This is a genomic window from Stenotrophomonas sp. PUT21, from assembly GCF_052232875.1.
In the GTDB taxonomy this organism is placed as follows: domain Bacteria; phylum Pseudomonadota; class Gammaproteobacteria; order Xanthomonadales; family Xanthomonadaceae; genus Stenotrophomonas; species Stenotrophomonas maltophilia_N.
On sequence record NZ_CP197645.1, the window covers coordinates 3138276 to 3162488 of the forward strand.

25 protein-coding genes are annotated in these 24213 nt (G+C 67.6%); 6 read left to right on the forward strand and 19 right to left on the reverse strand.

Translation table 11 applies throughout. The annotated features are described in order from the left end of the window. Nucleotides 1-3 precede the first annotated feature (3 nt). The gene (locus ACTT2I_RS14290) at nt 4-876 is read left to right on the forward strand and encodes an ion transporter (RefSeq protein ID WP_088432655.1); all 873 of its coding nucleotides are present in this window, start codon (nt 4-6) and stop codon (nt 874-876) included. Between the two features lie 42 nt (nt 877-918). Here ACTT2I_RS14290 and ACTT2I_RS14295 read toward each other — a convergent pair whose 3' ends face one another. Further along, on the reverse strand, nt 919-1884 hold the full coding sequence (locus tag ACTT2I_RS14295; RefSeq protein ID WP_088432654.1) for a YiiG family protein: 966 nt from the start codon (nt 1882-1884) through the stop codon (nt 919-921). A gap of 92 nt (nt 1885-1976) precedes the next feature. Beyond that, nucleotides 1977-2795 carry an SDR family oxidoreductase gene (locus ACTT2I_RS14300; protein ID WP_421099046.1) on the reverse strand — a complete coding sequence of 273 codons (819 nt, stop codon included), beginning with the start codon at nt 2793-2795 and terminating at the stop codon, nt 1977-1979. Nucleotides 2796-2912: 117 nt separating this feature from the next. Between ACTT2I_RS14300 and ACTT2I_RS14305 the strand changes: the two genes are divergently transcribed. Continuing rightward, entirely contained in the window at nt 2913-3584 is a 672-nt protein-coding gene (locus ACTT2I_RS14305) for a hypothetical protein (protein ID WP_421099045.1), read from the forward strand. 12 nt (nt 3585-3596) lie between these two features. Here the strand turns inward: ACTT2I_RS14305 and ACTT2I_RS14310 are convergent, their stop codons facing one another. Next, nucleotides 3597-4259: a serine/threonine-protein kinase gene (locus ACTT2I_RS14310; protein ID WP_088432651.1), complete on the reverse strand. Its 663-nt coding sequence runs from the start codon at nt 4257-4259 to the stop codon at nt 3597-3599. A gap of 102 nt (nt 4260-4361) precedes the next feature. Here ACTT2I_RS14310 and ACTT2I_RS14315 point away from each other — a divergent pair, with 102 nt between their 5' ends. Further along, the gene (locus ACTT2I_RS14315) at nt 4362-6365 is read left to right on the forward strand and encodes a bifunctional DedA family/phosphatase PAP2 family protein (protein ID WP_421099044.1); all 2004 of its coding nucleotides are present in this window, start codon (nt 4362-4364) and stop codon (nt 6363-6365) included. 51 nt (nt 6366-6416) lie between these two features. Here the strand turns inward: ACTT2I_RS14315 and ACTT2I_RS14320 are convergent, their stop codons facing one another. The 3 genes from ACTT2I_RS14320 to ACTT2I_RS14330 all read right to left on the reverse strand — a co-directional run bounded on the left by ACTT2I_RS14320 (nt 6417) and on the right by ACTT2I_RS14330 (nt 9270). Then, nucleotides 6417-6995, reverse strand: a complete 579-nt coding sequence (locus tag ACTT2I_RS14320; protein ID WP_088432649.1) for an LON peptidase substrate-binding domain-containing protein — start codon at nt 6993-6995, stop codon at nt 6417-6419. A gap of 12 nt (nt 6996-7007) precedes the next feature. Beyond that, on the reverse strand, nt 7008-8372 hold the full coding sequence (gene mpl / locus ACTT2I_RS14325) for a UDP-N-acetylmuramate:L-alanyl-gamma-D-glutamyl-meso-diaminopimelate ligase (protein WP_421099043.1): 1365 nt from the start codon (nt 8370-8372) through the stop codon (nt 7008-7010). Nucleotides 8373-8706: 334 nt separating this feature from the next. Then, on the reverse strand, nt 8707-9270 hold the full coding sequence (locus ACTT2I_RS14330; protein WP_019183836.1) for an adenylate kinase: 564 nt from the start codon (nt 9268-9270) through the stop codon (nt 8707-8709). Nucleotides 9271-9411: 141 nt separating this feature from the next. On the opposite strand from ACTT2I_RS14330, the gene ACTT2I_RS14335 reads away from it, so the two are divergent. After that, complete coding sequence (locus ACTT2I_RS14335) at nt 9412-10668, forward strand: 6-phosphofructokinase (protein ID WP_421099042.1); 1257 nt, start codon at nt 9412-9414, stop codon at nt 10666-10668. 149 nt (nt 10669-10817) lie between these two features. Here the strand turns inward: ACTT2I_RS14335 and ACTT2I_RS14340 are convergent, their stop codons facing one another. Continuing rightward, entirely contained in the window at nt 10818-11321 is a 504-nt protein-coding gene (locus tag ACTT2I_RS14340) for a hypothetical protein (RefSeq protein ID WP_286916691.1), read from the reverse strand. Between the two features lie 342 nt (nt 11322-11663). Between ACTT2I_RS14340 and ACTT2I_RS14345 the strand changes: the two genes are divergently transcribed. Then, complete coding sequence (locus ACTT2I_RS14345) at nt 11664-13691, forward strand: sodium-translocating pyrophosphatase (RefSeq protein WP_421099041.1); 2028 nt, start codon at nt 11664-11666, stop codon at nt 13689-13691. Nucleotides 13692-13749: 58 nt separating this feature from the next. On the opposite strand, the gene ACTT2I_RS14350 is transcribed toward ACTT2I_RS14345, so the two are convergent. From ACTT2I_RS14350 to ACTT2I_RS14380, 7 genes are all read right to left on the reverse strand, one after another. Beyond that, a complete protein-coding gene (locus tag ACTT2I_RS14350) occupies nt 13750-14025 on the reverse strand; it encodes a DUF5694 domain-containing protein (RefSeq protein WP_421588812.1) in 276 nt (91 codons plus the stop codon). Beyond that, nucleotides 13917-14558: a DUF5694 domain-containing protein gene (locus ACTT2I_RS14355; protein ID WP_421099039.1), complete on the reverse strand. Its 642-nt coding sequence runs from the start codon at nt 14556-14558 to the stop codon at nt 13917-13919. The genes ACTT2I_RS14350 and ACTT2I_RS14355 overlap by 109 nt, the downstream gene beginning before the upstream one ends. Nucleotides 14559-14714: 156 nt before the next feature. Beyond that, nucleotides 14715-15443 carry an energy transducer TonB gene (locus ACTT2I_RS14360; RefSeq protein WP_421099038.1) on the reverse strand — a complete coding sequence of 243 codons (729 nt, stop codon included), beginning with the start codon at nt 15441-15443 and terminating at the stop codon, nt 14715-14717. After that, nucleotides 15440-15865, reverse strand: a complete 426-nt coding sequence (gene exbD, locus ACTT2I_RS14365) for a TonB system transport protein ExbD (RefSeq protein WP_421099037.1) — start codon at nt 15863-15865, stop codon at nt 15440-15442. Before exbD ends, ACTT2I_RS14360 begins: the two co-directional genes overlap by 4 nt. Before the next feature lie 9 nt (nt 15866-15874). Continuing rightward, nucleotides 15875-16606, reverse strand: a complete 732-nt coding sequence (exbB, locus tag ACTT2I_RS14370) for a tonB-system energizer ExbB (protein ID WP_421099036.1) — start codon at nt 16604-16606, stop codon at nt 15875-15877. Nucleotides 16607-16719: 113 nt separating this feature from the next. After that, nucleotides 16720-17112 (reverse strand): YbaN family protein, encoded by a 393-nt coding sequence (locus ACTT2I_RS14375; RefSeq protein WP_088432641.1) that lies wholly within the window; start codon nt 17110-17112, stop codon nt 16720-16722. Between the two features lie 49 nt (nt 17113-17161). Further along, complete coding sequence (locus ACTT2I_RS14380; RefSeq protein ID WP_088432640.1) at nt 17162-17749, reverse strand: biliverdin-producing heme oxygenase; 588 nt, start codon at nt 17747-17749, stop codon at nt 17162-17164. Between the two features lie 165 nt (nt 17750-17914). Here ACTT2I_RS14380 and ACTT2I_RS14385 point away from each other — a divergent pair, with 165 nt between their 5' ends. Further along, nucleotides 17915-18172 (forward strand): DUF2789 domain-containing protein, encoded by a 258-nt coding sequence (locus ACTT2I_RS14385; RefSeq protein WP_088432639.1) that lies wholly within the window; start codon nt 17915-17917, stop codon nt 18170-18172. A gap of 92 nt (nt 18173-18264) precedes the next feature. Here the strand turns inward: ACTT2I_RS14385 and ACTT2I_RS14390 are convergent, their stop codons facing one another. The 5 genes from ACTT2I_RS14390 to ACTT2I_RS14410 form a co-directional block, all read right to left on the reverse strand. After that, a complete protein-coding gene (locus tag ACTT2I_RS14390) occupies nt 18265-21180 on the reverse strand; it encodes a TonB-dependent receptor domain-containing protein (RefSeq protein WP_421099035.1) in 2916 nt (971 codons plus the stop codon). A gap of 203 nt (nt 21181-21383) precedes the next feature. Then, a complete protein-coding gene (locus tag ACTT2I_RS14395; protein ID WP_293980524.1) occupies nt 21384-22340 on the reverse strand; it encodes a FecR family protein in 957 nt (318 codons plus the stop codon). 134 nt (nt 22341-22474) lie between these two features. Beyond that, entirely contained in the window at nt 22475-22975 is a 501-nt protein-coding gene (locus ACTT2I_RS14400) for an RNA polymerase sigma factor (protein ID WP_088432636.1), read from the reverse strand. Nucleotides 22976-23081: 106 nt separating this feature from the next. Beyond that, a complete protein-coding gene (locus tag ACTT2I_RS14405) occupies nt 23082-23558 on the reverse strand; it encodes a hypothetical protein (protein ID WP_293980521.1) in 477 nt (158 codons plus the stop codon). 35 nt (nt 23559-23593) lie between these two features. Beyond that, nucleotides 23594-24088, reverse strand: a complete 495-nt coding sequence (locus ACTT2I_RS14410) for a hypothetical protein (protein WP_421099034.1) — start codon at nt 24086-24088, stop codon at nt 23594-23596. Between the last annotated feature and the right edge of the window lie 125 nt (nt 24089-24213).

Genomic DNA, 24213 nt, shown 5'->3' on the forward strand with positions numbered 1-24213 from the left:
CCCATGCGACCGTTCACCGCCCCCCAGCTCAACCCCGCCACCGAGTCCGGCTGGCGCCGCCAGTGGTTCGACATCATCTACCGCCACGACACCCGGCCCTCGCGCAATTTCGACCTGCTGCTGGTCTACGCGATCATCGCCAGCGTTGTGGTGGTCATGTTCGACAGCGTGCAGCGCTTCCACGCGGCCTATGCCGACTGGCTGTACGTGCTGGAATGGGGCTTCACGATCGTGTTCACCGCCGAGTACCTGCTGCGGCTGGTGGTGGTCAAACGCCCGCTGCGCTACGCATTCAGTATCTGGGGCATCATCGACCTGGCCTCGATCCTGCCGACCTACCTGTCGTTGTTCATCCCCGGCGCCCAGAGCCTGCTGGTGGTACGCGCGCTGCGCATCCTGCGGGTGTTCCGGATCCTCAAGCTGACCCGCTACATCGAAGAAAGCGGCGTGCTGATGGAATCGCTGTGGCGCAGCCGCCGCAAGGTGCTGCTGTTCCTGTTCACGGTGATCACCATCACCATCATCGCCGGCACCATGATGTACGTGATCGAAGGCCCCAACCACGGCTTCACCAGCATCCCCAGCAGCATGTACTGGGCGGTGGTGACCATGGCCACGGTGGGCTTCGGCGACATCGTGCCGCAGACCGTACTCGGCCGCTTCGTCACCTCGGTGCTGATCCTGATCGGTTACAGCATCATCGCCGTGCCGACCGGCATCTACACCGCCGAACTGGCCAACACCATGCGCGATGCCGAGCACGCCGCGCGCCGGGATGCGCGCGGCTGCCCGCACTGTGGTCTGGAAGGCCACGAACCGGATGCGGTGCACTGCCGCCATTGCGGCGACAAACTGCCACCGGTCTTCAACCTCTGATCACCCTGGGGCGGGCCGCCTGGCAGCCCGCCCCGCGCCCGCTCAGCGCGCGCCGCTGGAGCGTGCCATGCGGTTGCTCATGTCGACCAGGTCGTTGTAGCTGACCAGCAAGGCTTCGGCCGAGCCCTGCGGGTTGTTGATCCGCCCACCACCCTCCATCAGCATCTGCTCGCTGCGGGTATACGGCTTGCCGGATTCCACGCGCTCGATGCGCCGGCCGGCATCGCGGGCCAGCGCATCGGCGGCACGCTCCACGTGCCCCCACATCGCATCGCCCTTGCCGACCTTGTCATCCTGCGCCTGCTGCAGCAGGGCCTGGAACGCGGCGAGCCGGCTGCGCGCCACCGCCAGATCCGGGGTCTCGGTGTTGAGCAGTTGGGTCAGCTGCTTGCCATCGCCGAGGATCTTGATCTGGTAATACGCCAGCGAGCGCCCTTCGGAGGCTTCGATCTGCTTGAGCTGTTCGGCACGGCGTTCGTCTTCGCGCTTTTCCAGCGCGGCATCCAGCGCGGTCCCTGCGTCGAAGAAGGCCATATAGGCCTTCATCAACGGCGCATGCTGGGTGCGCATCCCGGCATGATCATCGCGCAGGTAGTCCTCACGGCTGTAGTAACGGTCGGCCTGCTCTATCAAAGCATACAGGTCGACGAACGTCTTCTGGTAGGCACTCGCCGCCGGATCCAGCTCGGGCTCTGCCGGCGTCATCGCCAGCGCGGCCACCATCGGCGCGTTGCAGGCGTCCACGCGATGCGAGAGCACCGTACCTGGCCCACGCACCTGCTTCTCGTTGCCGGTCGGACCCGCCTCCGGGTCCTGCATCCAGCCGATGTACTGCTGGAAGCCTTCGTGGATCGGCTGCTCAACGGCATTGAAGCAGGCGATGTAGGCGTTCACCTTCTCCACGCCCTGGGTGTCGGCAGTGCTGCCCGGCCCCTTGCTGCAGGCGCCGAGCAGGCTGATCAATGCGATGGCAGCGGCAAGCGGCGCGGTCCGTGTGCGAAATGACATGCGAGTGTCCATACAAATTGGGGCCCGCACCATACCAGCCCGGTGTGTGCAGCCGCTGTCATCGCAGACATGCGGCGTGCACTCCGCGCGCGTCAATCCAGGAACAGGTCCGGCATCAGCGGGCGCGACGGATCGACAGCGTAGCCACTCAGATCGGTGATGCCGGCCTGCGCCAGCACCTCGTCATCGAGCAGGAACTGCCCACTGAAACCAGCCGCCTCACGCGTCAGCACCGCGTGTGCGGCATCGGCAAGGATCGCCGGCGTGCGGCAGCCACCGATGTCCACACCCGGAATCATGTTGATCGCATCGGTGGCGATCACGGTCCGCGGCCACAACGCATTGACGGCCACGCCCTGCGGACCGAACTCGGCGGCCAGGCCCAGCGTGACGAAGCTCATGCCCATCTTCGCCAGGGTGTAGCCGGTATGCGGTGCCCACCACTTCGGGTCCAGACTCGGCGGCGGGGCTAGAGTGAGAATGTGTGGATTGGGCGCCTCCAGCAGGTGCGGCAGGCAGGCCTGGGCACACAGGAAGCTGCCGCGTGCGTTGACCTGCTGCATCAGGTCGAAGCGCTTCATCGGCGTGTCCAGCGTGCCGCGCAGCCAGATCGCGCTGGCATTGTTGATCAGGATGTCGATGCCACCGAAGGTATCCACCGTGGCGGCGACGGCCGCACGCACCTGGTCTTCTTCGCGGATGTCGCACTTCAGCGCCAGCCCCTGCCCGCCTGCGGCGGTCACCGCGTCGGCAGCGCTGTGGATCGTGCCGGGCAGCTTCGGATTGGGCACCGAGGATTTGGCCGCGATCGCGATGTTGGCGCCGTCACGTGCCGCACGCAATGCAATGGCCAGGCCGATGCCGCGCGAGGCGCCGGTGATGAACAGGGTTTTGCCTTGCAGACTGGCCATGCGCGGAATTCCTTGGGTGCGAGTGCAGTGAATCTGCATTATGCCGCCCCGGCGCACACGCCGGATTCATGCGCCGCGTCGATACTGGGCGTTCACGTTCTGCATGGAATGAGCGACATGACGTCGATCCGCCTTCCCCTGACCGCGTTGGCCCTGGCGCTGGCGCTCGGCGCCTGCCAACCCGCTGGCGATCCTGCCGCCTCCGCCACGCAGGGCGCGGCCACCGTTCCGGGCACCGCTGGCGGCACCTCCCCCTTCAGCGAAGCGGCGATCTGGGACGGTGAGGTGGATGCCTGCCGCGGCCAGGCGCCGGTCGCCGATGATTGCCTGTCCAAGGCGATGCAGGCGGCGAAGGCCAGCCCGCAGGCCATCGCGGCGGCCCATCAGCTGGGCGCGCAGGGCAACCCCGGCTATGTGAGCGCCTGGCGCGAACAGGACGGCGTGGGCATCGCCACCATCGAGTACCCGTTCCGTGCCAATACCAACGAAGGCACGCTGCTGGTCGACAGTGCCGGGCACACGGTGGATGTGGATGCGGACGTGCTGCCGGAAATGTCGCGCGCCGATGCCACCGTCAAGCCCTTCCTGGATGCGCACCCGGATGCCTCGCCCTTTGCCCCGGCCGAGGCCAGCGGCAGTGAAGCGTTGCCCAACGGTGGCGTGCGCCTGATCTACAGCACGCCGATGCGCACCTGCCATGCCTGCGCCGACGATGGCGTGCTGCGGGTCGCCTACGATTTCGATGCGCAACGCCGTTTCAGCGGCAAGCAGATCCTCGATCTGCGCTGAGCACCGGCGCGCTCAGGGCTTCGGCCCCTGCCCCTCGTTGTCTTCCCAGTGCAGGATCTTCCGGGTGACAAAACGGTAGACCGGCTTGCCGGTGCGGAACCAGAGATCACGCACCCACGAGGTGCGCTTGAGCAGTCGCTTTTCCACCGGGGTCAGCGACTGCCGGCAGTACATCCGCTTGTGCTTGAGCAGATGACGCAGATCCTCGCGCGCCAGCAGGCGCATCCAGCGCGAGCGCGGGTTGCCGATCACGGCCAACTGGAAATCGATCAGCGCCGGCGAGCCGTCCTCACGCACCAGCCAGTTGGCTTCCTTAGCCAGGTCGTTGTGCGCGATGCCGTGCCGGTGGACCTGCTGCAACAGGCGTCGTGCCGCACGGAAGTACGCCAGGTCGCCCTGCGGCGGGCGCTGGTACATGGCGTCACCGGCCATGAAGCTGCGGTCCAGCCAGCGGCCGTTCCAGCCCAGCAAGCGGGGCGTGGCGGGCATGCCATCCAGATGCGCCAGCGCGCGCGCCTCGCGCCGGGCGAGCCACCAGGCGGGCAGACGCAGCCACCAGGGCGTTGCCTCCAGGTCACGGCGCACGAAGCGCTGGCCATCCTGCTCCATCAGCAGGATGCGGCCGAAACTGTCGGCTTTGAGGGCGGTCGGGGCGGCATCGGCAGGGCGTGTCATGCCGCCATTCTAGGCGGGTGATCGCGTTCATTCACTGCAGATGCCGAACATTCCCGCTGTCTGGCCGGCAGTCAGTCACTTTGCCCCCTCTATAATCCTCCGATGGACTCGTCATGGATCGATGCCACGCTTGCGTGGATCTCAGCTCACCCCGTGCTTGCCGGTGCGGTCATTTTCCTCATTGCCTTCTGCGATGCGGTCATCGTGCTGGGCGCGATCGTGCCCGCGTTGCCGCTGTTGTTCGCCGTCGGTGTATTCATCGGCCTGGGCCAGATCTCCGGGCCGTACGCGGTGGCCTGCGCCGCCCTGGGCGCGTTTGCCGGTGACGGCATCAGCTACTGGGTCGGCCGGCGCTGGGGCGATCGCCTGCGCGGTTTCTGGCCCTTCAGCAAATACCCGCAGCTGCTCGACCGTGGCGAAACGATGTTCCGCCGCAATGCCTTCAAGAGCATCCTGGTGGCGCGCTACGTCGGCGCGATCCGCCCGTTCGTGCCGGCCATCGCCGGCATGATGAAGATGCCGCTGTCGCGCTACATCCAGGCCAGCGGCATCGCCAGCCTCTCCTGGGCAGTCCTGTTCCTGGCCCCCGGCTGGGTACTCGGCGAGGCCTATGACGCCGTCGCCGCGGTCGCCGGCCGGCTGGTGATGGTGCTGGGCCTGCTCGGCGTGATCATGGGCCTGGTCTGGGCCATCGTGCTGTACGGCTACCGCTGGTCGGCCTCACGCATGGACAGCTGGCTGGCCAGCCTGCTGGCGTGGTCGCAGCGCCACCCGACCCTGGGCCGTTACTCGGTTGCCGTGTTCGACCCGCAGCGCCGTGAGTCGGTGCCGCTGGCGATGCTGGCAGTCATGCTGCTGCTGCTCGGCTGGGGCTGGTTCGCCCTGCTGATGGCGGTGGTCGCGCATGGCGAACCGTTGATGGTCGATCTGGCCGTGCACCACGCCATGCTGGCCCTGCGCAATCCGCTGGCCGATTACCCGATGGCCGCGCTGGCCTCGCTGGGCGCCTGGCAGGTCCTGCTGCCGGCCACCGCCGCCGGCATGGGCTATCTGGTCTGGCGCCGGCGCTGGATGGCGGCCGGCCACTGGCTGGCCGCGCTGGCCTTCGGCCTGGCGCTGTGCAAACTGCTCGGCGCGACGGTGGACGTGGTCCGCCCGCCGGATGCGAGCAGCGGCTTCGGCTTCCCGTCGGTCTCGGTGACGATGGCCACCATCACCTTCGGTTTCTTCGCGGTGCTGATCGCGCGCGAATTGCCGGGGCGCACCCGCGTGTGGCCTTACCTGCTCTCGGGCATCATCGTCAGCCTGATCGGCTTCGCGCGCATCTACCTCGGCGCGCATTGGCTGAGCGATGTGATCGGCGGCATGCTGTTCGGCCTGTTCTGGCTGCTGGTGCTGGGCATCGCCTACCGCCGCCGCTTCAACCGCTCGTTCTGGGTCAAGCCGGTGGCCTGGTTGTTCTACGGCACCTTCGCTGTGGCCGCGCTCTGGTACGCCCCGCGCAACATCCCGGTCAAGCTGGCACGCTTCGAACCGGCGCAGCCGACGCCGGCACCGCTGGAGGCCCAGGCCTGGTGGGCGACCGAGTGGCAGCACCTGCCCTCGCGCCGCAATGAGTTCGATGACGATCAGCGCTGGCCGCTGGACGTGCAGGTGGCGGGCCCATTGGCGCCGCTGCAGCGCCGCCTGGAAAGCCAGGGCTGGCGCGTGCAGCCGCAGGCGGGATGGGAGCAGGCGTTGCTGATGCTCGACAAATCCGGCGACAAGGACACCGTGCCGGTGCTGCCGGCCACACTGGATACCCAGGTCGAATCGCTGCTGATGCTGCGGGCCGGCAACGCGCCCAATGAGATCTTCGCGCTGCGTCTGTGGCCGGCACCGGCGCGCCTGTCAGCGCCGGTGGATGAACCGTTGTGGCTCGGCAGTGCGCAGACGCTGCACTACCAGCGGCACTTCAATCTGATCGGCATGTGGCGGCCGATGCGCGGCATCGACCCCTCGCTCAATGCGGTGCGCCAAGCGCTGGACGGCCTGCCACAGCAGGTCGATACCCATCCGGAAACCGAGATGCCGGTGCTGCGCGTGCGCATGCCACCGGCCGAATGATCCCGGGCCGGGATCTTCCCGGCCGTGCGTGCAGCGGGGCAACGCCCCGCGTTACGGCATCCAGTCCAGCAGCGCCTGCAGGCGCTGGTGCGGGTCATCGCGCTGCAGCAGTTGCAGGCGCTGGGCATCCTGCAGCGGCAGCAGTTCGGCCAGGCGCCAGCCGACCCAGCTGGCCTGCTCCATCTGGGCCGGATTGACCGGGGCGAAGGCCGCGCCGGCCTGTTCGATGATGTGCTCCAGCACGGTGGCCATCAGTGCGTGTTCGGGCTGCAGCTCGTCGTCGCTGTCCGGGGCGCACCAGGTCACCTCGGCGATGATCAGCCCGTTGTCGCGTACGCGGGTGTGCTCCACATGGAAGCGGCGCTGGCCACGCAGGCGCAGCACCAGCACGCCATCGGCGCCCACGTCGAAATCTTCGATCCGCGCTTCGACACCATAGGCGGCCGGCAGCGCCGGCGCGCCGACCTCTTCGCCGTCCAGGATCAGGCAGACGCCGAACGCCGTACCTGCGCGGCTGCACTCGCGCAGCATGTCCAGGTAGCGGCGCTCGAACACCCGCAGGCCGAGCGCGGCGCCGGGCAGCAGCACCGTGTGCAGCGGGAACAGGGGCAGTGACGCGGTGTCGGTCATGGCCAGCGGTACTCAGGGTTGCTGCAGCTGCGCCAGGAAACGACGCGGGGCGCCGTCGAAGCCCCCGTTGGACATGAACACCACATGGTCGCCCGGCGCGGCGATCGCACCCAGCTGGGCCAGCAGCGCATCGGTATCGGGCACCGCGTGGGCGTCACCACGCACGGCCGCGATCACGCCGGCCGCATCCCAGGCCAGCTCCGGGCGGTGCAGGAACACCACGGCATCGGCACCGTCCAGCGACGGGGCCAGCGCCTGCGCGTGCGCGCCCAGCCGCATGGAATTGCTGCGCGGTTCCATCGCCACCACGATGCGGGCGTCACCAACCCTGGCACGCAGGCCCTCAAGGGTGGTGCGGATCGCGGTGGGGTGATGCGCGAAGTCATCGTAGACGGTGACATCGCGTGCCTGGCCGATCACTTCCAGCCGGCGCTTGACGCTGCGGAACGCGGCCAGCGCCGGCATCACCGTGGCCAGTTCGACACCTACCGCATGCGCGGCGGCCAGCGCAGCGAGCCCGTTGAGCACGTTGTGGCGACCGAGCAGCGACCAGCGCACTTCACCGATGCGCTCGCCGCGATGGTGCACCACGAACACGCTGCCGTCGGCCTCCACCAGCTCGGCGTGCCATTCCAGCGCAGGATCGAAACCGAAACGCTCCACCGGGGTCCAGCAGCCCATCGCCAGCACCTCGGCAAGATAGGCATCTTCCCCGTTGACGATCAGGCGGCCACGCGCGGGGACCGTGCGGATCAGATGATGGAACTGGCGCTGGATCGCGGCCACGTCGGGGAAGATGTCGGCGTGGTCGTATTCGAGGTTGTTGAGGATCGCCACCAGCGGCCGGTAGTGCACGAACTTGCTGCGCTTGTCGAAGAACGCGGTGTCGTACTCATCGGCCTCGACCACGAACTCACGGCCGCTGCCGACCCGTGCGGACACGCCGAAATCCTCGGCCACGCCGCCGATCAGGAAGCCCGGTTCACGCCCGGCGCTGTGCAGCAGCCAGGTCAGGATGGTGGTAGTGGTGGTTTTGCCATGCGTCCCGGCCACGGCCAGCGTGTCGCGGCCGGGCAACACCTGCTCGGACAGCCACTGGGCACCGGAGATGTAGCGCTGGCCCGCATCGAGCACCGCTTCCACGGCGGGATTGCCGCGCGAGAGCGCATTGCCGATCACGACCTCGTCGCAGTCCGGCGCCACGCTGTCGGCGCGGTAGCCCGGATCCAGGGCGATGCCGAGGCGTTCGAGCTGGGTGGACATCGGCGGGTAGATCGCCTGGTCGCTGCCGCGGACCGCATGGCCCTTCTCGCGTGCCAGCGCGGCCACGCCGCCCATGAAAGTGCCTGCAATGCCAAGAATGTGGATCGTGCTCATGCGTACGATTGTCGCCGATCACCACCGTCGATGGAGATCGCCGTCAGACAACTCCTAGTCGACTATCAGAATAATCCAGCGGGGTGTCGGGGAATTCCCGATAGCGCCGTACTGTGAAGACGGACACAATTCCATGGGCCAGCCGCAGTACCCCATTGGTCCTACTCCCCAAGAGGCCATCCCCAGGGGGGCTCATGCTGCGGGGCTCTGAGCAAGCCCGCCCGCTGGCACCTTCAAACCACACGCCTGGTCCCTTCGGGGGCCGGGCGTGTGTGTTTCCGGGCCCGGCAAACGCACGGCGGGCGCGGTGCCGCCGTAGCGGCACCGACCGGCATCAGGCCTGGATCGCGGCGCGGATGCGCGCTTCCACGTCGTTCAATTCGCCCACGCCATCGACGCGCGCGAGCGTGCCGCGGCCGGCGTAGAAATCCACGACCGGCGCGGTCTGGTCGTTGTAGACCTGCAGGCGCTGACGCACCGATTCGGGATTGTCATCGGCGCGGCCCTGCTCGGCGGCGCGCCCAGCAATGCGCTCGACCAGCAGTTCGGTCGGCACGTCCAGCTGCACCACCGCATCCAGCGGCTGGCCGATCTTGGCCAGCAGGCTGTCCAGCGCATTGGCCTGGGCCACGTTGCGCGGGTAACCATCGAGGATGAAGCCCTTGGCCACATCGTCCTGGCCCAGGCGCGATTCGAGCATGCCCAGCAGGATGTCATCGGACACCAGGTTGCCGGCGTCCATCACGGCCTTGGCCTGCTTGCCCAGCTCGGTCCCCGCGGCCACTTCGGCACGCAGCAGGTCACCGGTGGAAATGTGCGCAATCGAAAGATGTTCCTTCAGGCGCGTCGCCTGCGTCCCCTTGCCCGAACCGGGCGGTCCCAACAGAACCAATCGCATCAACCTGACTCCAACGTGGTAAGAAAATGGAAGGGCGCGCGCCCCGGGATTGTCCACAATCACGCTGCACCGCAATACGCGCACTTTACCCCATACCGGTAATGTCTCTGCAATGTCCTTCCCCCAGACCAAGGTCGCACCATGCCCAACGGTACCCTGCTCTACGCCCAGTCAGGCGGCGTCACCGCCGTCATCAATGCCACTGCCTCGGCGGTCATCAGCACGGCAAGGGCCAAAGGAATCAAGGTCTTGGCCGCACGCAACGGCATTCTGGGCGCACTCCGCGAGGACCTGATCGACACCTCGAAGGAGACCGCCGCCGCGATCGCCGCGCTCGCCCATACCCCCGGCGGGGCGTTCGGCTCGTGCCGCTACAAGCTCAAATCGCTGGAGGCCGACCGCGGCAAGTACGAGCGCCTGCTCGAGGTACTGCGCGCCCACGATGTGCGCTGGTTCCTCTACAACGGCGGCAACGATTCGGCCGATACCGCCTGGAAGGTCTCCCAGCTGGCCAAGGCCTTCGACTACGACCTGACCTGCATCGGCGTCCCCAAGACCATCGACAACGATCTGGCGGTGACCGATACCTGCCCGGGCTTCGGCTCGGCCGCAAAGTACACCGCCGTCTCCGTGCGCGAAGCGGCGCTGGACGTGGCCGCGATGGCCGAGACCTCGACCAAGGTGTTCGTCTACGAGGCGATGGGCCGCCACGCCGGCTGGCTCGCGGCGGCTGCAGGCCTGGCCGGCCAGGGCGCCGATGACGCCCCGCACATCATCCTGCTGCCCGAGCGCGCCTACGACGAGGCCGCGTTCCTGACCAAGGTGAAACAGGTGGTCGAACGCGTGGGCTACTGCGTGGTGGTGGCTTCTGAAGGCATCCAGACGGCCGATGGCCGCTTCGTCGCCGATGCCGGCGGCGGCACCGATTCGTTCGGGCACACCCAGCTCGGTGGTGTGGCCTCGCAGCTGGCGGCACGGGTCAAGGATGGGCTGGGCTACAAGGTTCACTGGACCCTGCCCGATTATCTGCAGCGCTCGGCGCGCCATCTGGCCTCCAGAACCGACTGGGAGCAGGCACAGGCGGTGGGCAAGGCCGCGGTGCAGTTCGCGCTGAAGGGCCAGAACGCGGTGATGCCGGTGATCGTGCGCACCCGCGACACGCCCTACCGCTGGAAAATCGAAGCGGCCCCGCTGCACAAGGTGGCCAACCACGAGAAGAAGATGCCGGCCGGCTTCATCCGCCGCGATGGCTTCGGGATCACCGACAAGGCGCGGGCGTATCTGGCCCCGCTGATCAAAGGTGAAGCGCCGCTGCCGTACGGGCCCGATGGGCTGCCGAAGTACGTGACGCTGAAGAACGTGGCGGTGAAGAAGAAGCTGCCTGCGTTCGAGGCGTGAACCAACAGGGCAGTGGCTGACCGACCCCGGTAGTGCCGGCCGCTGGCCGGCGGCAGCGAGATCCCAGCCCCTCCCGGGAGCCGGCCAGCGGCTGGCTTCACCGGGTATCCGGCCGCCATGGGCGGCCGGTACGACCGACCCGTCGGCGACTAGTTGCAGGCCTTGCCCTCGACCTTCATCTGCGCGGCGAACATCGGCACCTGCGCGATCTTGCCGGCGGCGGCCTGCTTCTTGGCCTCTTCCAGGTAGATGCGCGACTGGCCCTGGCCATCCAGTTCGGGCTTGGTGGTGACCGGCATGCGCCACACGCGCACCACCGCCTGCTGCGCCGGGCAGGCTGCATTCGGAACGCGGATCACATCATTGAGTTTCCAGCCCTTGGCCTCGCTGGGCTGCGCCTTGTCGTACTCGACGAAGCGCGCACGCGGCTGGCACTGCTCACTGGTGCGGACCACGGCGAATTTGTACGGCTGCGCCGCCTCACCGGTGAACACGCCTTCCAGCCGTGCACAGGCTTCGGGAATCTGGCGCAGCGTATGCGCCGCGCCTACCGCCTGCGGCGTACCGGCGGCGCGCTGCAGTTCGGGGGTTTCGGCGGCGAAGGAGGACACGGCGGGCAACAAGGCCAGCCACAACAGATGACGGGGGGACATGGCAGGACTCCAACGGCTGGGGATGGGCCGAGGCTGCCAGTGGACGGCTGAACGGCGTGGCAAAGGCGGCCCTCGTCCGGACCTGCAGGGTTGCCGGCGGGCGACCGGCCCTTCCTTCCACGATGGCGCTGCCGGCACGTGCACGCGGTTTGCTTGCAATCCTTGCTGGCGTGCATCGAGGATTTGCCCGCATACTCGGGCCACCAGGGATTGCTGAACACCGCCACACGCTTGATGACCGGGCACGGTCTGAACGGGTTGGTTCATGGTTGCAGCCTGTTGTGCCCCGCGTGGAGAAGTTCATCCGTTCACTGGATGTCATTCCATCACCCGGGAGGGGACATGCTGGAACGTTACGGGCTTTCTCTGGCGCTGTTCTGCGCCATCCTCGCGATTCTCTACGGCATCGTGTCGGCACGCTGGATCCTCCGGCAACCGGCCGGCAATGCCCGCATGCAGGAAATCGCCGCCGCCATCCAGGAAGGCGCGCGCGCCTATCTCAACCGCCAATACCTGACCATCGCCATCGCCGGTGCCGTGCTGTTCGTGCTGGTCGGCATCTTCCTCAGCTGGTACACCGCGATCGGCTTCGCGATCGGTGCCGTGCTCTCCGGCGCGGCCGGCTACATTGGCATGAACGTCTCCGTGCGTGCCAACGTGCGCACCGCCGAGGCCGCCCGCAACGGCCTGAGCGCGGCCATGGACGTCGCCTTCCGCGGCGGCGCGATCACCGGCATGCTGGTCGTCGGGCTGGGCCTGCTCGGCGTCGCCGGGTACTACGCGCTGCTGTTGAAGCTCGGCCTGGATGTCGCGCAGACCTTGCACGCGCTGGTCGGGCTGGCGTTTGGCTCGTCGCTGATCTCGATCTTCGCGCGGTTGGGCGGTGGCATCTTCACCAAGGGCGCGGATGTCGGCGCGGACCTGGTCGGCAAGGTCGAAGCCGGGATTCCCGAGGATGACCCGCGCAACCCGGCGGTGATCGCCGACAACGTGGGCGACAACGTCGGCGACTGCGCCGGCATGGCCGCGGACCTGTTCGAAACCTACGCAGTCACCGTGATCGCCACGATGCTGCTCGGCAACCTGATGATCGCCGAGGCCGGTGCGAATGCGGTGCTGTATCCGCTGGTGCTCGGTGGAGTCTCGATCATCGCCTCGATCATCGGCGCGCTGTTCGTCAAGGTGAAGCCCGGTGGTTCGATCATGGGCGCGCTGTACAAGGGCGTGATCGTGTCCGGTGTGCTGGCGGCGATCGCGTTCTACCCGATCACCACGCAGCTGATGCCGGACAATGCGCACGGTGCGCTGAATCTGTATTTCTGCGCGTTGATCGGGCTGGTGCTGACCGGGCTGATCGTGTGGATCACCGAGTACTACACCGGCACCCAGTACACGCCGGTGCAGCACGTGGCGCAGGCCTCCACCACCGGGCATGGCACCAACATCATCGCCGGCCTCGGTGTCTCGATGAAGTCCACCGCCCTGCCCGTGATCGCGGTGTGCGTGGCGATCTGGCTGGCGCACTACTTCGGTGGCCTGTACGGCATCGCCATCGCCGCGACGGCGATGCTCTCGATGGCCGGCATGATTGTCGCCCTCGACGCCTACGGCCCGATCACCGACAACGCCGGTGGCATCGCCGAGATGGCCGAACTGCCGCCGGAAATCCGCGACATCACCGATCCGCTGGATGCGGTCGGCAACACCACCAAGGCGGTGACCAAGGGCTATGCGATCGGCTCGGCGGCCCTGGCCGCACTGGTGCTGTTCGCCGATTACACGCACAACCTGCAGGCGGCCAATCCCGGCGAGATCTTCGCCTTCGACCTGTCCAACCATGAGGTGATCATCGGCCTGCTGATCGGCGGCCTGATTCCCTATCTGTTCGGTGCGATGGCGATGGAGGCGGTGGGCCGGGCGGCGGGGGCGGTGGTGGAAGAAGTGCGCCGCCAGTTCCGCGAGATCCCCGGGATCATGGGCGGTACCGGCAAGCCGCAGTACGACCGCGCAGTGGACCTGCTGACCCGCTCGGCGATCCGCGAAATGATCATCCCCTCGCTGTTGCCGGTCGCAGTACCGGTGGTGGTCGGCCTGCTGCTCGGGCCGCGCGCGCTCGGCGGCCTGCTGATCGGCACGATCGTCACCGGCCTGTTCGTGGCGATTTCGATGACCACTGGTGGCGGTGCCTGGGACAACGCCAAAAAGTACATCGAAGATGGCCATTTCGGCGGCAAGGGCAGCGAGGCGCACAAGGCCGCGGTGACCGGCGATACGGTCGGCGACCCCTACAAGGACACCGCCGGCCCGGCCATCAATCCGCTGATCAAGATCATCAACATCGTGGCCCTGCTGCTGGTGCCGCTGCTGTAAGTCACGACGGACGTGCTGGCTTCATGCCAGCGCGTCCGGGCGGCGCGTGCTGCTCCAGTCAGGGCGATACAACCGGGCCTGTGTCGGACAGCCACGGGACAGGATCGTGGATACGGTAAAAGCCCGAATCCTGCGCCAACTGGCGAAGCAAGTTGCCATGCCCCGCTCCATAGATCACCAACACGCGGTCACCGGCGTTGGTGGCACGGGCGATCGCGTTGAAGATCATGAGATTTCGCCCATACCACGACTGCACCCAGTTGGCGCCGACCGGGTCTTCCTGTGTGCCCAGCAGGCCGAGCGGTGGTACGTGGAGGCATTCCAATTCAGCCACTGCGCGCCATTGAAGTGGCGCAGCGCCTCCACCACGGTCCCATTGTCGAGCAGACGTTGATCCTTCTCGATCTGCGCTTTCAACGTTGCCTGAAAGGCAGCGTACTCCTCCTGCTGGCCGTACGTTTCGACCGCGGCGGCGTAGTCGATGCGCGCCTTGTCGGTGATCGGCCCCTGGCCGTTCCAGTCCACGGCATATACATTGTCCAAGCCACGTGCGCAGGCAATACGAAAGCCCAGCTGTTCCGATTCGCTGCGCGACAGCGCGCGCTGGCCTGCACAGAAAGCGACAAAGTTCTCCTGGAGCGTGGCTTGGCGAGCTGAGTCGACCTCGACCATGATTTTGGTGGGTTGATAGCGTTCCAACAGCCGGGCGACGTCGGCTATTTCCTGTTGACGCTTCACCCCCAGCACGTCGTCGGCCGTCATGTTTTGCAGATCACGGCCAGGATTGCTCATGTGGTAACTCCCGACCAGCAGGTAGTCGGCAACCGGATGGCCGTCAGTGCTTTTCGCGTGAGTCACGCCGCTCATAAGTGCGGCAACCACGCAGAGGGATGTGACGGTTTGCCTCCATGCCATACGACGTGCTCCTTGCTATTGATCAGGGCGTATCGGTGTTGTTGGAGTGTTGCAATGCCATCTCCGCTTGCACGCGGGTCGAAAGTCATTGCCGGCGTGACACACGCCTCAACGCCGCCGGAGGAAGAACGTCACCGGCACCATGACCTCCACCGGATCACCCGCCACCTCGGCCGGCGGCGGCGGCAACGGGCTGCCCCGACGCACCGTGGCCAGGGTTTCCTCATCCAGCAGCGGATGGCCGCTGCTCTGGCCGAGCCGGATGTTGGAGGCGTTGCCCTGGCGGTCCACAGAGAAACGTACATAGGCTACGCCCTGCTGGCGCAGGCGCTCGGCCTGGCGCGGGTAGCGCCGGTACTGTTCCAGATGGCCCAGCAGCAGGCCCTGCCAGGTGACCGCCGCGCTGCCCTGGCGGCCGGCCACGGTCTGCGTGGCGGCATAGCGTTCGGATGGGCGTGCCGAGACATCCGGCGGTGCCAGCGTCTGATCGACGTTGTGCTGGTCGGTCGGGTCGTCTTCGCGCGGTGTCTGGCGACGCAGCACGTCCTGCGCGTCCGGGGTGTCGTCCGGCGGCAGATCGATCTTCGGCACCGGCGTGGGCTCGGGCCGATGCTGTTCCTGCTGCAGCGGCCCGGGCGGGATGTCCTTCGGCGGTGCGCTCGGTGCTTCGGGTACCGGCGCCAGTTCCACCATCACCGCTTCCACCGGCGTGTCGCTGATACGCACCGGTGCACGCTGCTGCCACCACAGCGCGGCGCCGATCAGCGCGCCATGCACGGCCAGCACGAGGGCCAGGCTGCCCAGCCAGCGCAGCGGTGCGGCGGTGTCGCGGCTCATTCGCTGCGCTGCTCCAGCCCGACCAGCGCGATCCTGCGATACCCGGCCGCGCGCAGCGCGTTCATGGTCTGCATCAGCTCGCCATAGGGCACCGCCTGATCGGCGCGCAGGTAGATGCGCTGTTCGTGGTCACCGGCGGTCAGCCGCTCCAGCGCGGCTTTCAGGCCATCGCTGCCGACTGGCACGTCGTTGATGCTCAGTGACAGATCGGCCTGCACCGAGAGGAACACCGGTTCGCCATCGCGCGGCTGCGGCTGCGCGGTGCTGGCCGGCAGGTCCACGGGCGTGTCCACGGTGGCCAGCGGGGCGGCGACCATGAAGATGATCAGCAGCACCAGCATGACGTCGATGAAGGGGGTGACGTTGATCTCGTGGCTTTCTTCCAGCGCGTCGTCGTCGTGGCGGGCGGTCTTGATGGCCATGGCCGGTCCTCAACGCGCGTCGCGCACAGCCGGCGCATTGCCGAGCCGGTCCAGATCGCGCGAGACCAGTTGCTGCACGCCGGCGGACAGATCACCGAGCAGGCCGCGGATGCCGGCCAGCACGCGGGTGAAGTGGTTGTAGATCACGACGGCGGGGATCGCCGCGACCAGGCCGAGCGCGGTGGCAAGCAACGCTTCGGCGATACCCGGCGCGACCACCGCCAGGTTGGTAGTGTTGGCGTGGGCGATGCCGATGAAACTGTTCATGATCCCCCACACGGTGCCGAACAGGCCGACGAACGGGGCGATCGCGCCGATGCTGGCGAGCAGGCCCACCCCCGTGCGCAGCTGGCGTGCATGCGCCAGTTCGATCCGTTCCAGACGCGAGGCGACGCGCTCCTTGATCCCGACCGGATCACGCGCGTCCTGCGAGAGGCGCAGCTCGGTGCGGGCCGCCTCGATCAGGTCATGCGCCGCGCCGTCGTCCAGCAGCGGATGCGTCTGCGCCACCGGCAGATGCGCGGCCTGCAGCAGCAGCGCGCGCGCCTGGCGCAGCCGCGTCCGCTGCCGGCCCAGCTCCCAGCTCTTGGCGACCAGCACCGTCCAGGTGGCGATCGAGGCGAGCGCCAGCCCGATCATCACGGTCTGCACCACGCCATCGGCGGCCTGGTACATGCCCCACGGCGTCAGGTCATGGGGCAGTGCCGCCGCGGCGGCAGGAAGAGCGATGGGCAAGGTCATGGGCGGAGTCGTCGGTCGGGGCATCGCGGCGCGTGACAGGGCCGGACACAGGAAAAGGGCGAAGCAGTATCGGGGGCGAGGCGGTGGGAATCAGTGCGGGGCAGAGGGCACGTTCAGCGCTCCGACGGGTGATCGGGCGTGGCTGACGGCCGCGGCGCGGGCCGCGACAGCACATAGGCCGCGCTGGCGGCGAAGAACAGGCCGACACCGAGCAGCAGCGGCCAGGACGGATGCGCGCCCCAGCAGAACATGACGAAGCCGAACGCCATCCCGGCGCCCGCGAAGGCCTTGCCCTTGCGGCTGATCGCGCCCTGCTCCCGCCACAACCGCAGCGGCGGACCGTAGCGGGGATGCTCCAGCAGCCGGCGCTCGAACCTGGGCGAACTGCGCGCGAAGCAGCCGACCGCCAGGATCAGGAAGATCGTGGTCGGCATCACCGGCAGCAGGGCGCCGATGACGCCCAGCGCCACCATGATCCAGCCCAGGCCGAACCAGAGCCAGCGCATCACGGGTGGCCGCGGTGGTCCGGCACAGCGGGCTGGCAGCGGGCGGCGGTCATGCGAACTCTTCCTCGACATGCCCGTGCACGCTGCGAAAGGCCGCGTCGGCCGCATCGATCACCTGCTGCTCCTGCGCCTGGGTGAGTGCGACGCCGTCCAGAGCGGCCGTGAACTCACGCCAATGGCGGGCCGCACCATCGGGATGCGCGGCCAGATGGCGCGCGCCGAAGTCACTGTCCAGCCCGAGTCTGGCGGCCATCTTGTACAGCACGGTGCCCCCCAGGTTGGAACCTTCGGCAACATACAGCCAGCCCAGCGCGGCCGGCAGCGGCAGGTCGCCATCCAGCCGCGTGGAGGGCGGCAGCGGCAGCGTCTGTTCCAGATCGGCCAGGTCGCGGGCGATCAGGGGCAGCCGGCGCCGCTCGTCAAGATCGGGCAGCAGCGCGTCCAGCGCAGGATTGCCGTACAGCGCGTCGATATCGCGGTGGAAGCGATATTGCACACGCAGGAACTTTGCGAACAGGTCGCGGCTGGCGAAAATGTCGCCGGCCATGATGCGCTTGTCCAGCGCGCCGTGGCTGTCACGGGTGGCGGCCTTGAGGCGTTGGCTGCGGGTGGCTTGGGGAGTATCGATGACGATCATGGCAATGCTTGGCTGGGAAAATGGGGCGCGGTTCTCTGTTGAAGACGTCTGTCACGGCTGCAACCCCAAGCCCATTGTCGCGTGGGGAGCGTTGCGTCCGTCACATGCCACCGTCACGGCCTTGCCCCGATAATACGGGCCACGCCCTGCCACTGGAATGACACGATGATCACCACCGAACCGCGCATGACCAATCTGTTCCTGCAGCTCGGGCTGGACGCCAGCGAGGAGGCGATCGCCGCCTTCATCCGCGACCACCAGCTGTCCAACGAGATCCGCCTGATCGAAGCGCCGTACTGGAATGACGGGCAGCGCCAGTTCCTGACCGAGCAGCTGCGCTCGGATGCGGAGTGGGCGATCGTGGTTGATGAGCTCAGCGAAGCGCTGCACGCGGATGCAACCGCGCAGGCCAACGCCGGCTGAGCGATCACGGGCATCTGATGCCGGCCGACGCCGTTGGTGCCGGCCGGATGCACGCAGGGGCCGGCAATGCCGGCCCCTGTCGTGTCCGGGCATCAGTAGCGGTAGGTCAGCGCCAGCCGTACGGTCCGGCCCGGTGCGGGCATCACGCCCAGCGCCAGCGGATCGAGATAGTAGCGGTCGGTCAGGTTGTCCACGTTGAGATCCACCGCGAACTGCTCGCTGGCCTGCCAGCTGGCGAACAGATCCACGATGGTCGCCGGGCGGTACAGCTGCTGGATCGCCGACAGGCCGACGTTCCATTCCTTGTCCAGCTTGCTGATCGGGCCGGCGTTGTGGATCACCCGGGTACCGAAGCTCAGCCGTTGGTCGAACAGGCGCGAGCCCAGGGTCAGGTTGACGTTGTAGCGCGGCGGGTTCTGGGTGTTGCTGTAGGACCCCTCGAAACCCCCATCCACGCAGTCCGGCGTGTTCTTCAGTTCCTCGATCCTGCGCTGGATACCGTAGGCGCGGCGTTCGGCGGCGATGTCCGGTGCGCAGGTCTTGGCCTGGAGGTAGTAATGCGCGGACAGATCGGCGAACACCGTGCCGCTGTCATAGCTGGACTGGAACTCCACGCCGGAGACCTTGAAGCGGTCCACGTTGCGGATCAGCCCGGCCGACAGGGTGCGGTAGTCGCGGGTGATCAGGTCATCGATGCGCGTGTTGAAGTAGGCCAGCTTGAAGCCGGCCTGGTCGCCCTCGGTGAACAGGCTGTGGCGCACCGTGCTCGCACCGACCTCCCAGGTGCCCGCCCGCTCCGGCTTGAGCTCACCGGTCGGCTTGGCCGCGGTGAACAGGCCCAGCGTGGTCTCGAACAGGCTCGGCAGCTTCACGCCCTCGGCGTACTTCACGTAAACCATGGTGTCTTCGTCAAAACGGTAAGCCACGCTGGCGCTGGGCATGAACGCGCTGTCGCGGCGCCGGATCGGCGTCGACCAGGTCCAGCTGACCGGTACGCTCAGGTCTTCGGCGTCATCGGCGTCGTAGAAGTTCCACCCGGTGATGTCGCCGACCGTGCCCTTCTCATACGGCGAAGCCAGCAGCGAGGCTTCGGTGAACTGGCCGTTCGCATCCGGATACCAGTTCAGCATGGCGATGCGCTTGGCGCGCCACGCCGGCAGGTTGGGGTTGCCATTGAGCAGCTGCGTGTAGCGGTACTGACCGATCACGCCGTACATCTCCGGCGTGGCCAGGCGGTTGCGGTCATGCACGTTGACGCGGTTGTAGCGGCCACCGACCACCACTTCCCAATGTTCGTCCGGCTGCCATTTGACCGAGGCCACGGCGCTGTATTCCTTGCGCTCGGCGTTGCGCAGGAAACGGTTGTTGACCAGATCGTCGTGCATGACCGGCGAGTGCGGGCCGGGACCGATGTCCTCGTCGCTGAAGGACAGGCCGTAGTCCAGCGTGAACAGCCCGGCGCTGCCGTCCAGATGCGTGGTGTTGCCCACATCGACGCCGAGCCGGGTCTGGGTCAGCTCGTTGCGGTAGGCATCCTTGTAGCCCGGATCGGTGTTGAACGAGGGGCCGTCGTACCACTCGGTGCGACGATCGAAGTACCAAGGGGTGATTCCGGTCAGGCCGTTGTACATCAGGCTCTCGGCGTCGGTGTACCAGAGGTTGGCCTTCAGGTCGATCAGCTCGTTGTCCGGGTTGAAGCGGTAGCGCAGGTTGTAGGCATCCATGTCGACATGGCCCGGATCCCACTGCGGCACGCGGTCGCGATCCACGCGGATGATCTGCGAGGCCATGATTTCGCCCGCGGTGCCTTCATAACGGCGATACCCCGCTTCCAGCGTCTGATCGTCGTCGATGCGCCAGGTGCCCTTGAGCAGGAACGACTCCGAGCGCGAGGAGGTGTTGAACACTTCGGTGTCCGGCGGATTCAACGGTGCCAGCGTGCGCCGGGTCTGTGGGAAGTCGTCGTAGCCGTGCTTGCCGGAGAAATAGTTGCCGTTCTCGCGCCATGCGTAGGCGGCGACCAGGTCGAAGCGATCCCAATGCTTGGCGGTGGCGATGTTGAAGAACTGGCTGCCCAGCGCGCTGCGGTCGGTACGCGGTGCGGCGTCGTAGGCAGGCAGGTTGTTGGCACTCGCATTGGCCATGCCGGTGCGCACGCGCAGCCCGGCGTCGCGACCCTCGCGCAGCACGTCCTCGATCTTCAGCGTTTCCATTTCGACCACGCCACCGATGCCACCGGAGGCGTTGACGCCCAGGCTGGGGCCCTTGGTGATGGTGATGTTGGAGATCAGGTCCGGATCCAGATAGGTGCGCTGCGACTGGCCTGCGTAACCACGGTAGGTATCCATGGTGGACTGCCCGCCGTCGATGATCACCGGAATGCGGCTCTGGCCCTGGATGCCGCGGATGTTCACGTCCAGCGCGTTGGCCGTACGCGGATCGCCCGCGGTGACGCCCGCCACGCCCTTGACGATGTCCGAGGTGGAGGTGCCGCGGAACCGCTCGATGGTGGCGCGCGCGATGTAGGCGCTGGAACCGGCGGTGCGGTACACCTCCAGCGCGCGCTCGGCATCGCTGCCGCCCTCGATGCGGTCACCGGCCACGCTCAGCGCATCGGTGACGATCAGGCCATCGTCGGTGCTGGCCGCTACGGCGCGCTCCAGCGTGACCGCCTCCGGACCGACCTGGCGCATGCTCAGCCCACTGCCCTGCAACAGCTGCAGCAACGCAGCCTGCGCATCCATCTGCCCGGCCACCGCCGTGGAGGTCACGCCTTCGGCCAGCGCGGCCGGATAGGCGACCTGGACACCGGATTGGCGCATGTAGGTGCGCAGCGCAGCGGACAGCGGCTGGGCGGGAATATCGAAACGCAGCGTCGCCGCAGCGGAGGCCGGGCTGGACTGGGCCAGGGCCGGCAGTGCGGGCGCGGCCGCCAGGCCGGCGGTGAGCAGGGCGATGCAGAGACGTGACGGGCGCGGACGATGGCCCGTGCGGGTAGGAGTACGCATGAAAAAACCTGTCAAAAAAGATCAGTGCCGCAGAGGCGGGTCATCCGCACAGCAGTGCGGATGCAGCGGACGTACGTGGCGGCGGCGGGTACGTTATGCCGGGTAAGACGAACGAACCGGGGGCAACCCCAAGACCCGTCGCCTGCCCGGGCTCGACGCGAGACCGCCCGCGTGCCAAGCGACGGTGGCACAGGGTCGTCGCGCTACTCCGTGGTGGCGCTGGCCGGTGCCACGATCGCCACGCCCATCGGCAGGCGGGTCACGCTCAACCCGGCGCTGACCGCCAGCGCATCCAGGGCCTGCTCCGGCCGGTCGATGCGGAAGGCGGCGTTGACCGCAGGCAAACCGGTCAGATCCCCGCGCACGAAGGTGGCGCCGGGCCGATAGCGCGCGATGCGATGCACCGCCTCCTCGACACTGGTTGCATCCAGCAACAGTTCGCCCTGGCGCCAGGCGGCGATCCGGTCCAGCGCGACATCGTCCTGCCGCGTCACCCGCCCACCCGGGGCGAAACGCGCCTGCTGCCCCGCGTCCAGATAGGTCCAGCCACCGCGATCGGCCGCCGCGACCCGGACCCGCCCCTGCTCGACGACGGTGTCCACATGCGCGTCTTCGCGCGCGACGGTGAATGCCGTGGAGATGTCCTCGATTACCCCGCCCTGCGCTTCAACCTGGAACGGACGCGCCGGGTCGGGCGTCACCTGGAACCAGGCCTGTCCGCGCAGCAGCGCGATGCGGCGCACCTGTCCGTCATACCGGACCGCGATGGCGCTGTCGGCATCGAGCACGGCGCGGCTGCCGTCGGGCAGCGCCACGGACTGGATGGCGGTGCCGCTGCGGTGATCGGCCTGCAGCCGCAGCCACGCCTCCGGCGCCACCCAGGCCAACGCCAACAGGGCCGCGGTGGCCGCCGCAACGGCAGGCCAGCGCGCGCGGCGCCGCGACCGTGATGCAGCCGCGGCCGGAGCCGGCTTCGGCTGCGGACCGAGGCTGCGCCACAACTGGCGCTCGTACTCGAACGTGCGGCGGTTGTCCGGCTCGGCCAGCCATTGCTCGAAGGCCTGCATCTGCACCGGCTCGACCGCGCCGGAGGCCAGCCAGGCAATCCAGGCGCGGGCCTGGACGGCGGCAGGGTCGGACGGTGGCAAGGGTCGGGGCATCGGAGGCTGTTCGTGCGGGCTCATGGCTGGCAGGGGGTGCGCAGGCGCGCGCGGACGAAGAAGAGGCCGGAAGGGACGGCATTATGATCAAGACGGATGGGAAACGGGCTTCCCCAAGCCCGGATGCGTGCCGCTCAACGCCCGCTGCGCGCCCAGGCCAGGCGCTGCAAGGCGCTGCGCACGTGGTTTTCGACCGTCGTCACCGACACGCCCTGGCGTCTGGCGACCTCGGCCTGGGTCATGCCCTGCAACCGGTGGAGGCGGAAAATCGTGCGCGTAGGCTCGGGCAGATGCTCGGCGGCCGCCAGCACGCGCTGCAGTTCGTCCTGCGCCATCGCCTGCTCTTCAGTGGAGAGCACCTCGTCGGGCCCCCACAGGTAATGCTCGGCCAACAGACGCGTGCGCCGCGTCCGCTCGCGGCCGTGGTCGGTGGCCAGGTTGGCCGCCAGCCGGTACAGGTACGCCCGGGGGTTGCTGATCGCTTGCCCGCTGTCCACGCCCCGCGCCTTGAACCAGATCGACTGGATCACGTCCTCCGCACCGCCATCGCTGCCCAGAATGCGCTGCACCAGGCGCAGCAACGCCGGGCGTTCGCGGATCAACAGCTCGGTGAGGGTGGTGGCGTTGGAGGACATGGGCCGATGCACGAAGCGGGACCGCAGGGACACGGCAACCCGTAAGGCGCGGGATGTTACTCCGCAAATGAGAATGAGTCACGTTTAAGTGGCGACTGACGAGGATCTACAGGCAGTCGGTCAAGCCGTCGTAGAGGCTGGAGGAGGTACCAGGCAAGCGCGCATGCAGCGCGTCCCGCTGCTCCAGCGTCTGCAGCAAGGTGCTCAGCAGCGTGTCTGGCGCCAGCGGCGCGCGGCAGGCCCAGGTCGGCGCGTCGACCACGATGCTGCCGTTGGAGGCGTCCACGCGCGCGGTACTGCCGGTGAACGTCCACACGCACTCTTCCACCCGCCCGTTGGCCGCCTCGACCGAGCAGCGGAAGCGCAGTGCCTGCAGGTTGTGGTACTCGCCTTCGCAGAAGGTGTCGCCGCAGATGTCGTCGAAGCCCCGGACCAGCCGGGCTTCCACCGCCCGGAAGCGCTCCCAGCCAGCCGCTTGACTCGGATAGTTGCGCGCATCGATGAAGGTCTCTTCGGTGCGCCCGTCCATCGGAAGGCTGCAGATCATCAGCGCCAGCAGAACGTTCGGGACAATCGGTTTCATGCGTATCTCCTGTACCGCGTTGGATGAGTGCGTGGTCAGTTGAGGCAGTCGAACAGCGCGTCGTGCATCGATTGGTTCGCGCCGGGCAGCGGCAGGATCAGCGCGTCACGCCGCCCGAGCGCGGCATGCAGTGCCTCCACGGACGTCCCGGGCACCAGCGGCGCCGTGCAGGCCCAGGTGCGGCTGTCGGGCACCACCTTGCCGCTGGTGGCGTCCACCTCGAGATTGCCGGCGCCGATCACCATCGTGCATGCGCCGACGCTCCCGCTGGCCACCTGCACCGAGCAGCGGAACTGCAGCAGGATGTGGTTGGCATAGGCACCTTGGCAGTACCTTGCGCCACACAGGTCATGGAACTCCCGGGTCAGATGATCCTGGAGATCGTAGAAGCGGTCCCAGTTGGCTTCGTTGTAGGGAAAGTCGACCAGATCCACGTAGGGCCCGGTGTGGGCGCGGGCCTCGCCGACTACGGTCGCGGCGGACAGGGCCAGCACCATCGACAGGCAGGCCATCCGGTTCGTCAGGGTCATCACCAGGCTCCAGGCGGGTTCATGGTGATGATCGACCGCCCGGCCAGGCACGACCATCGGGCCTCTGCCCGGGCCGGGGTAAGGATTGGCGGCACCATCAGGTGGTGGCCTGCCCACCCTGCCGG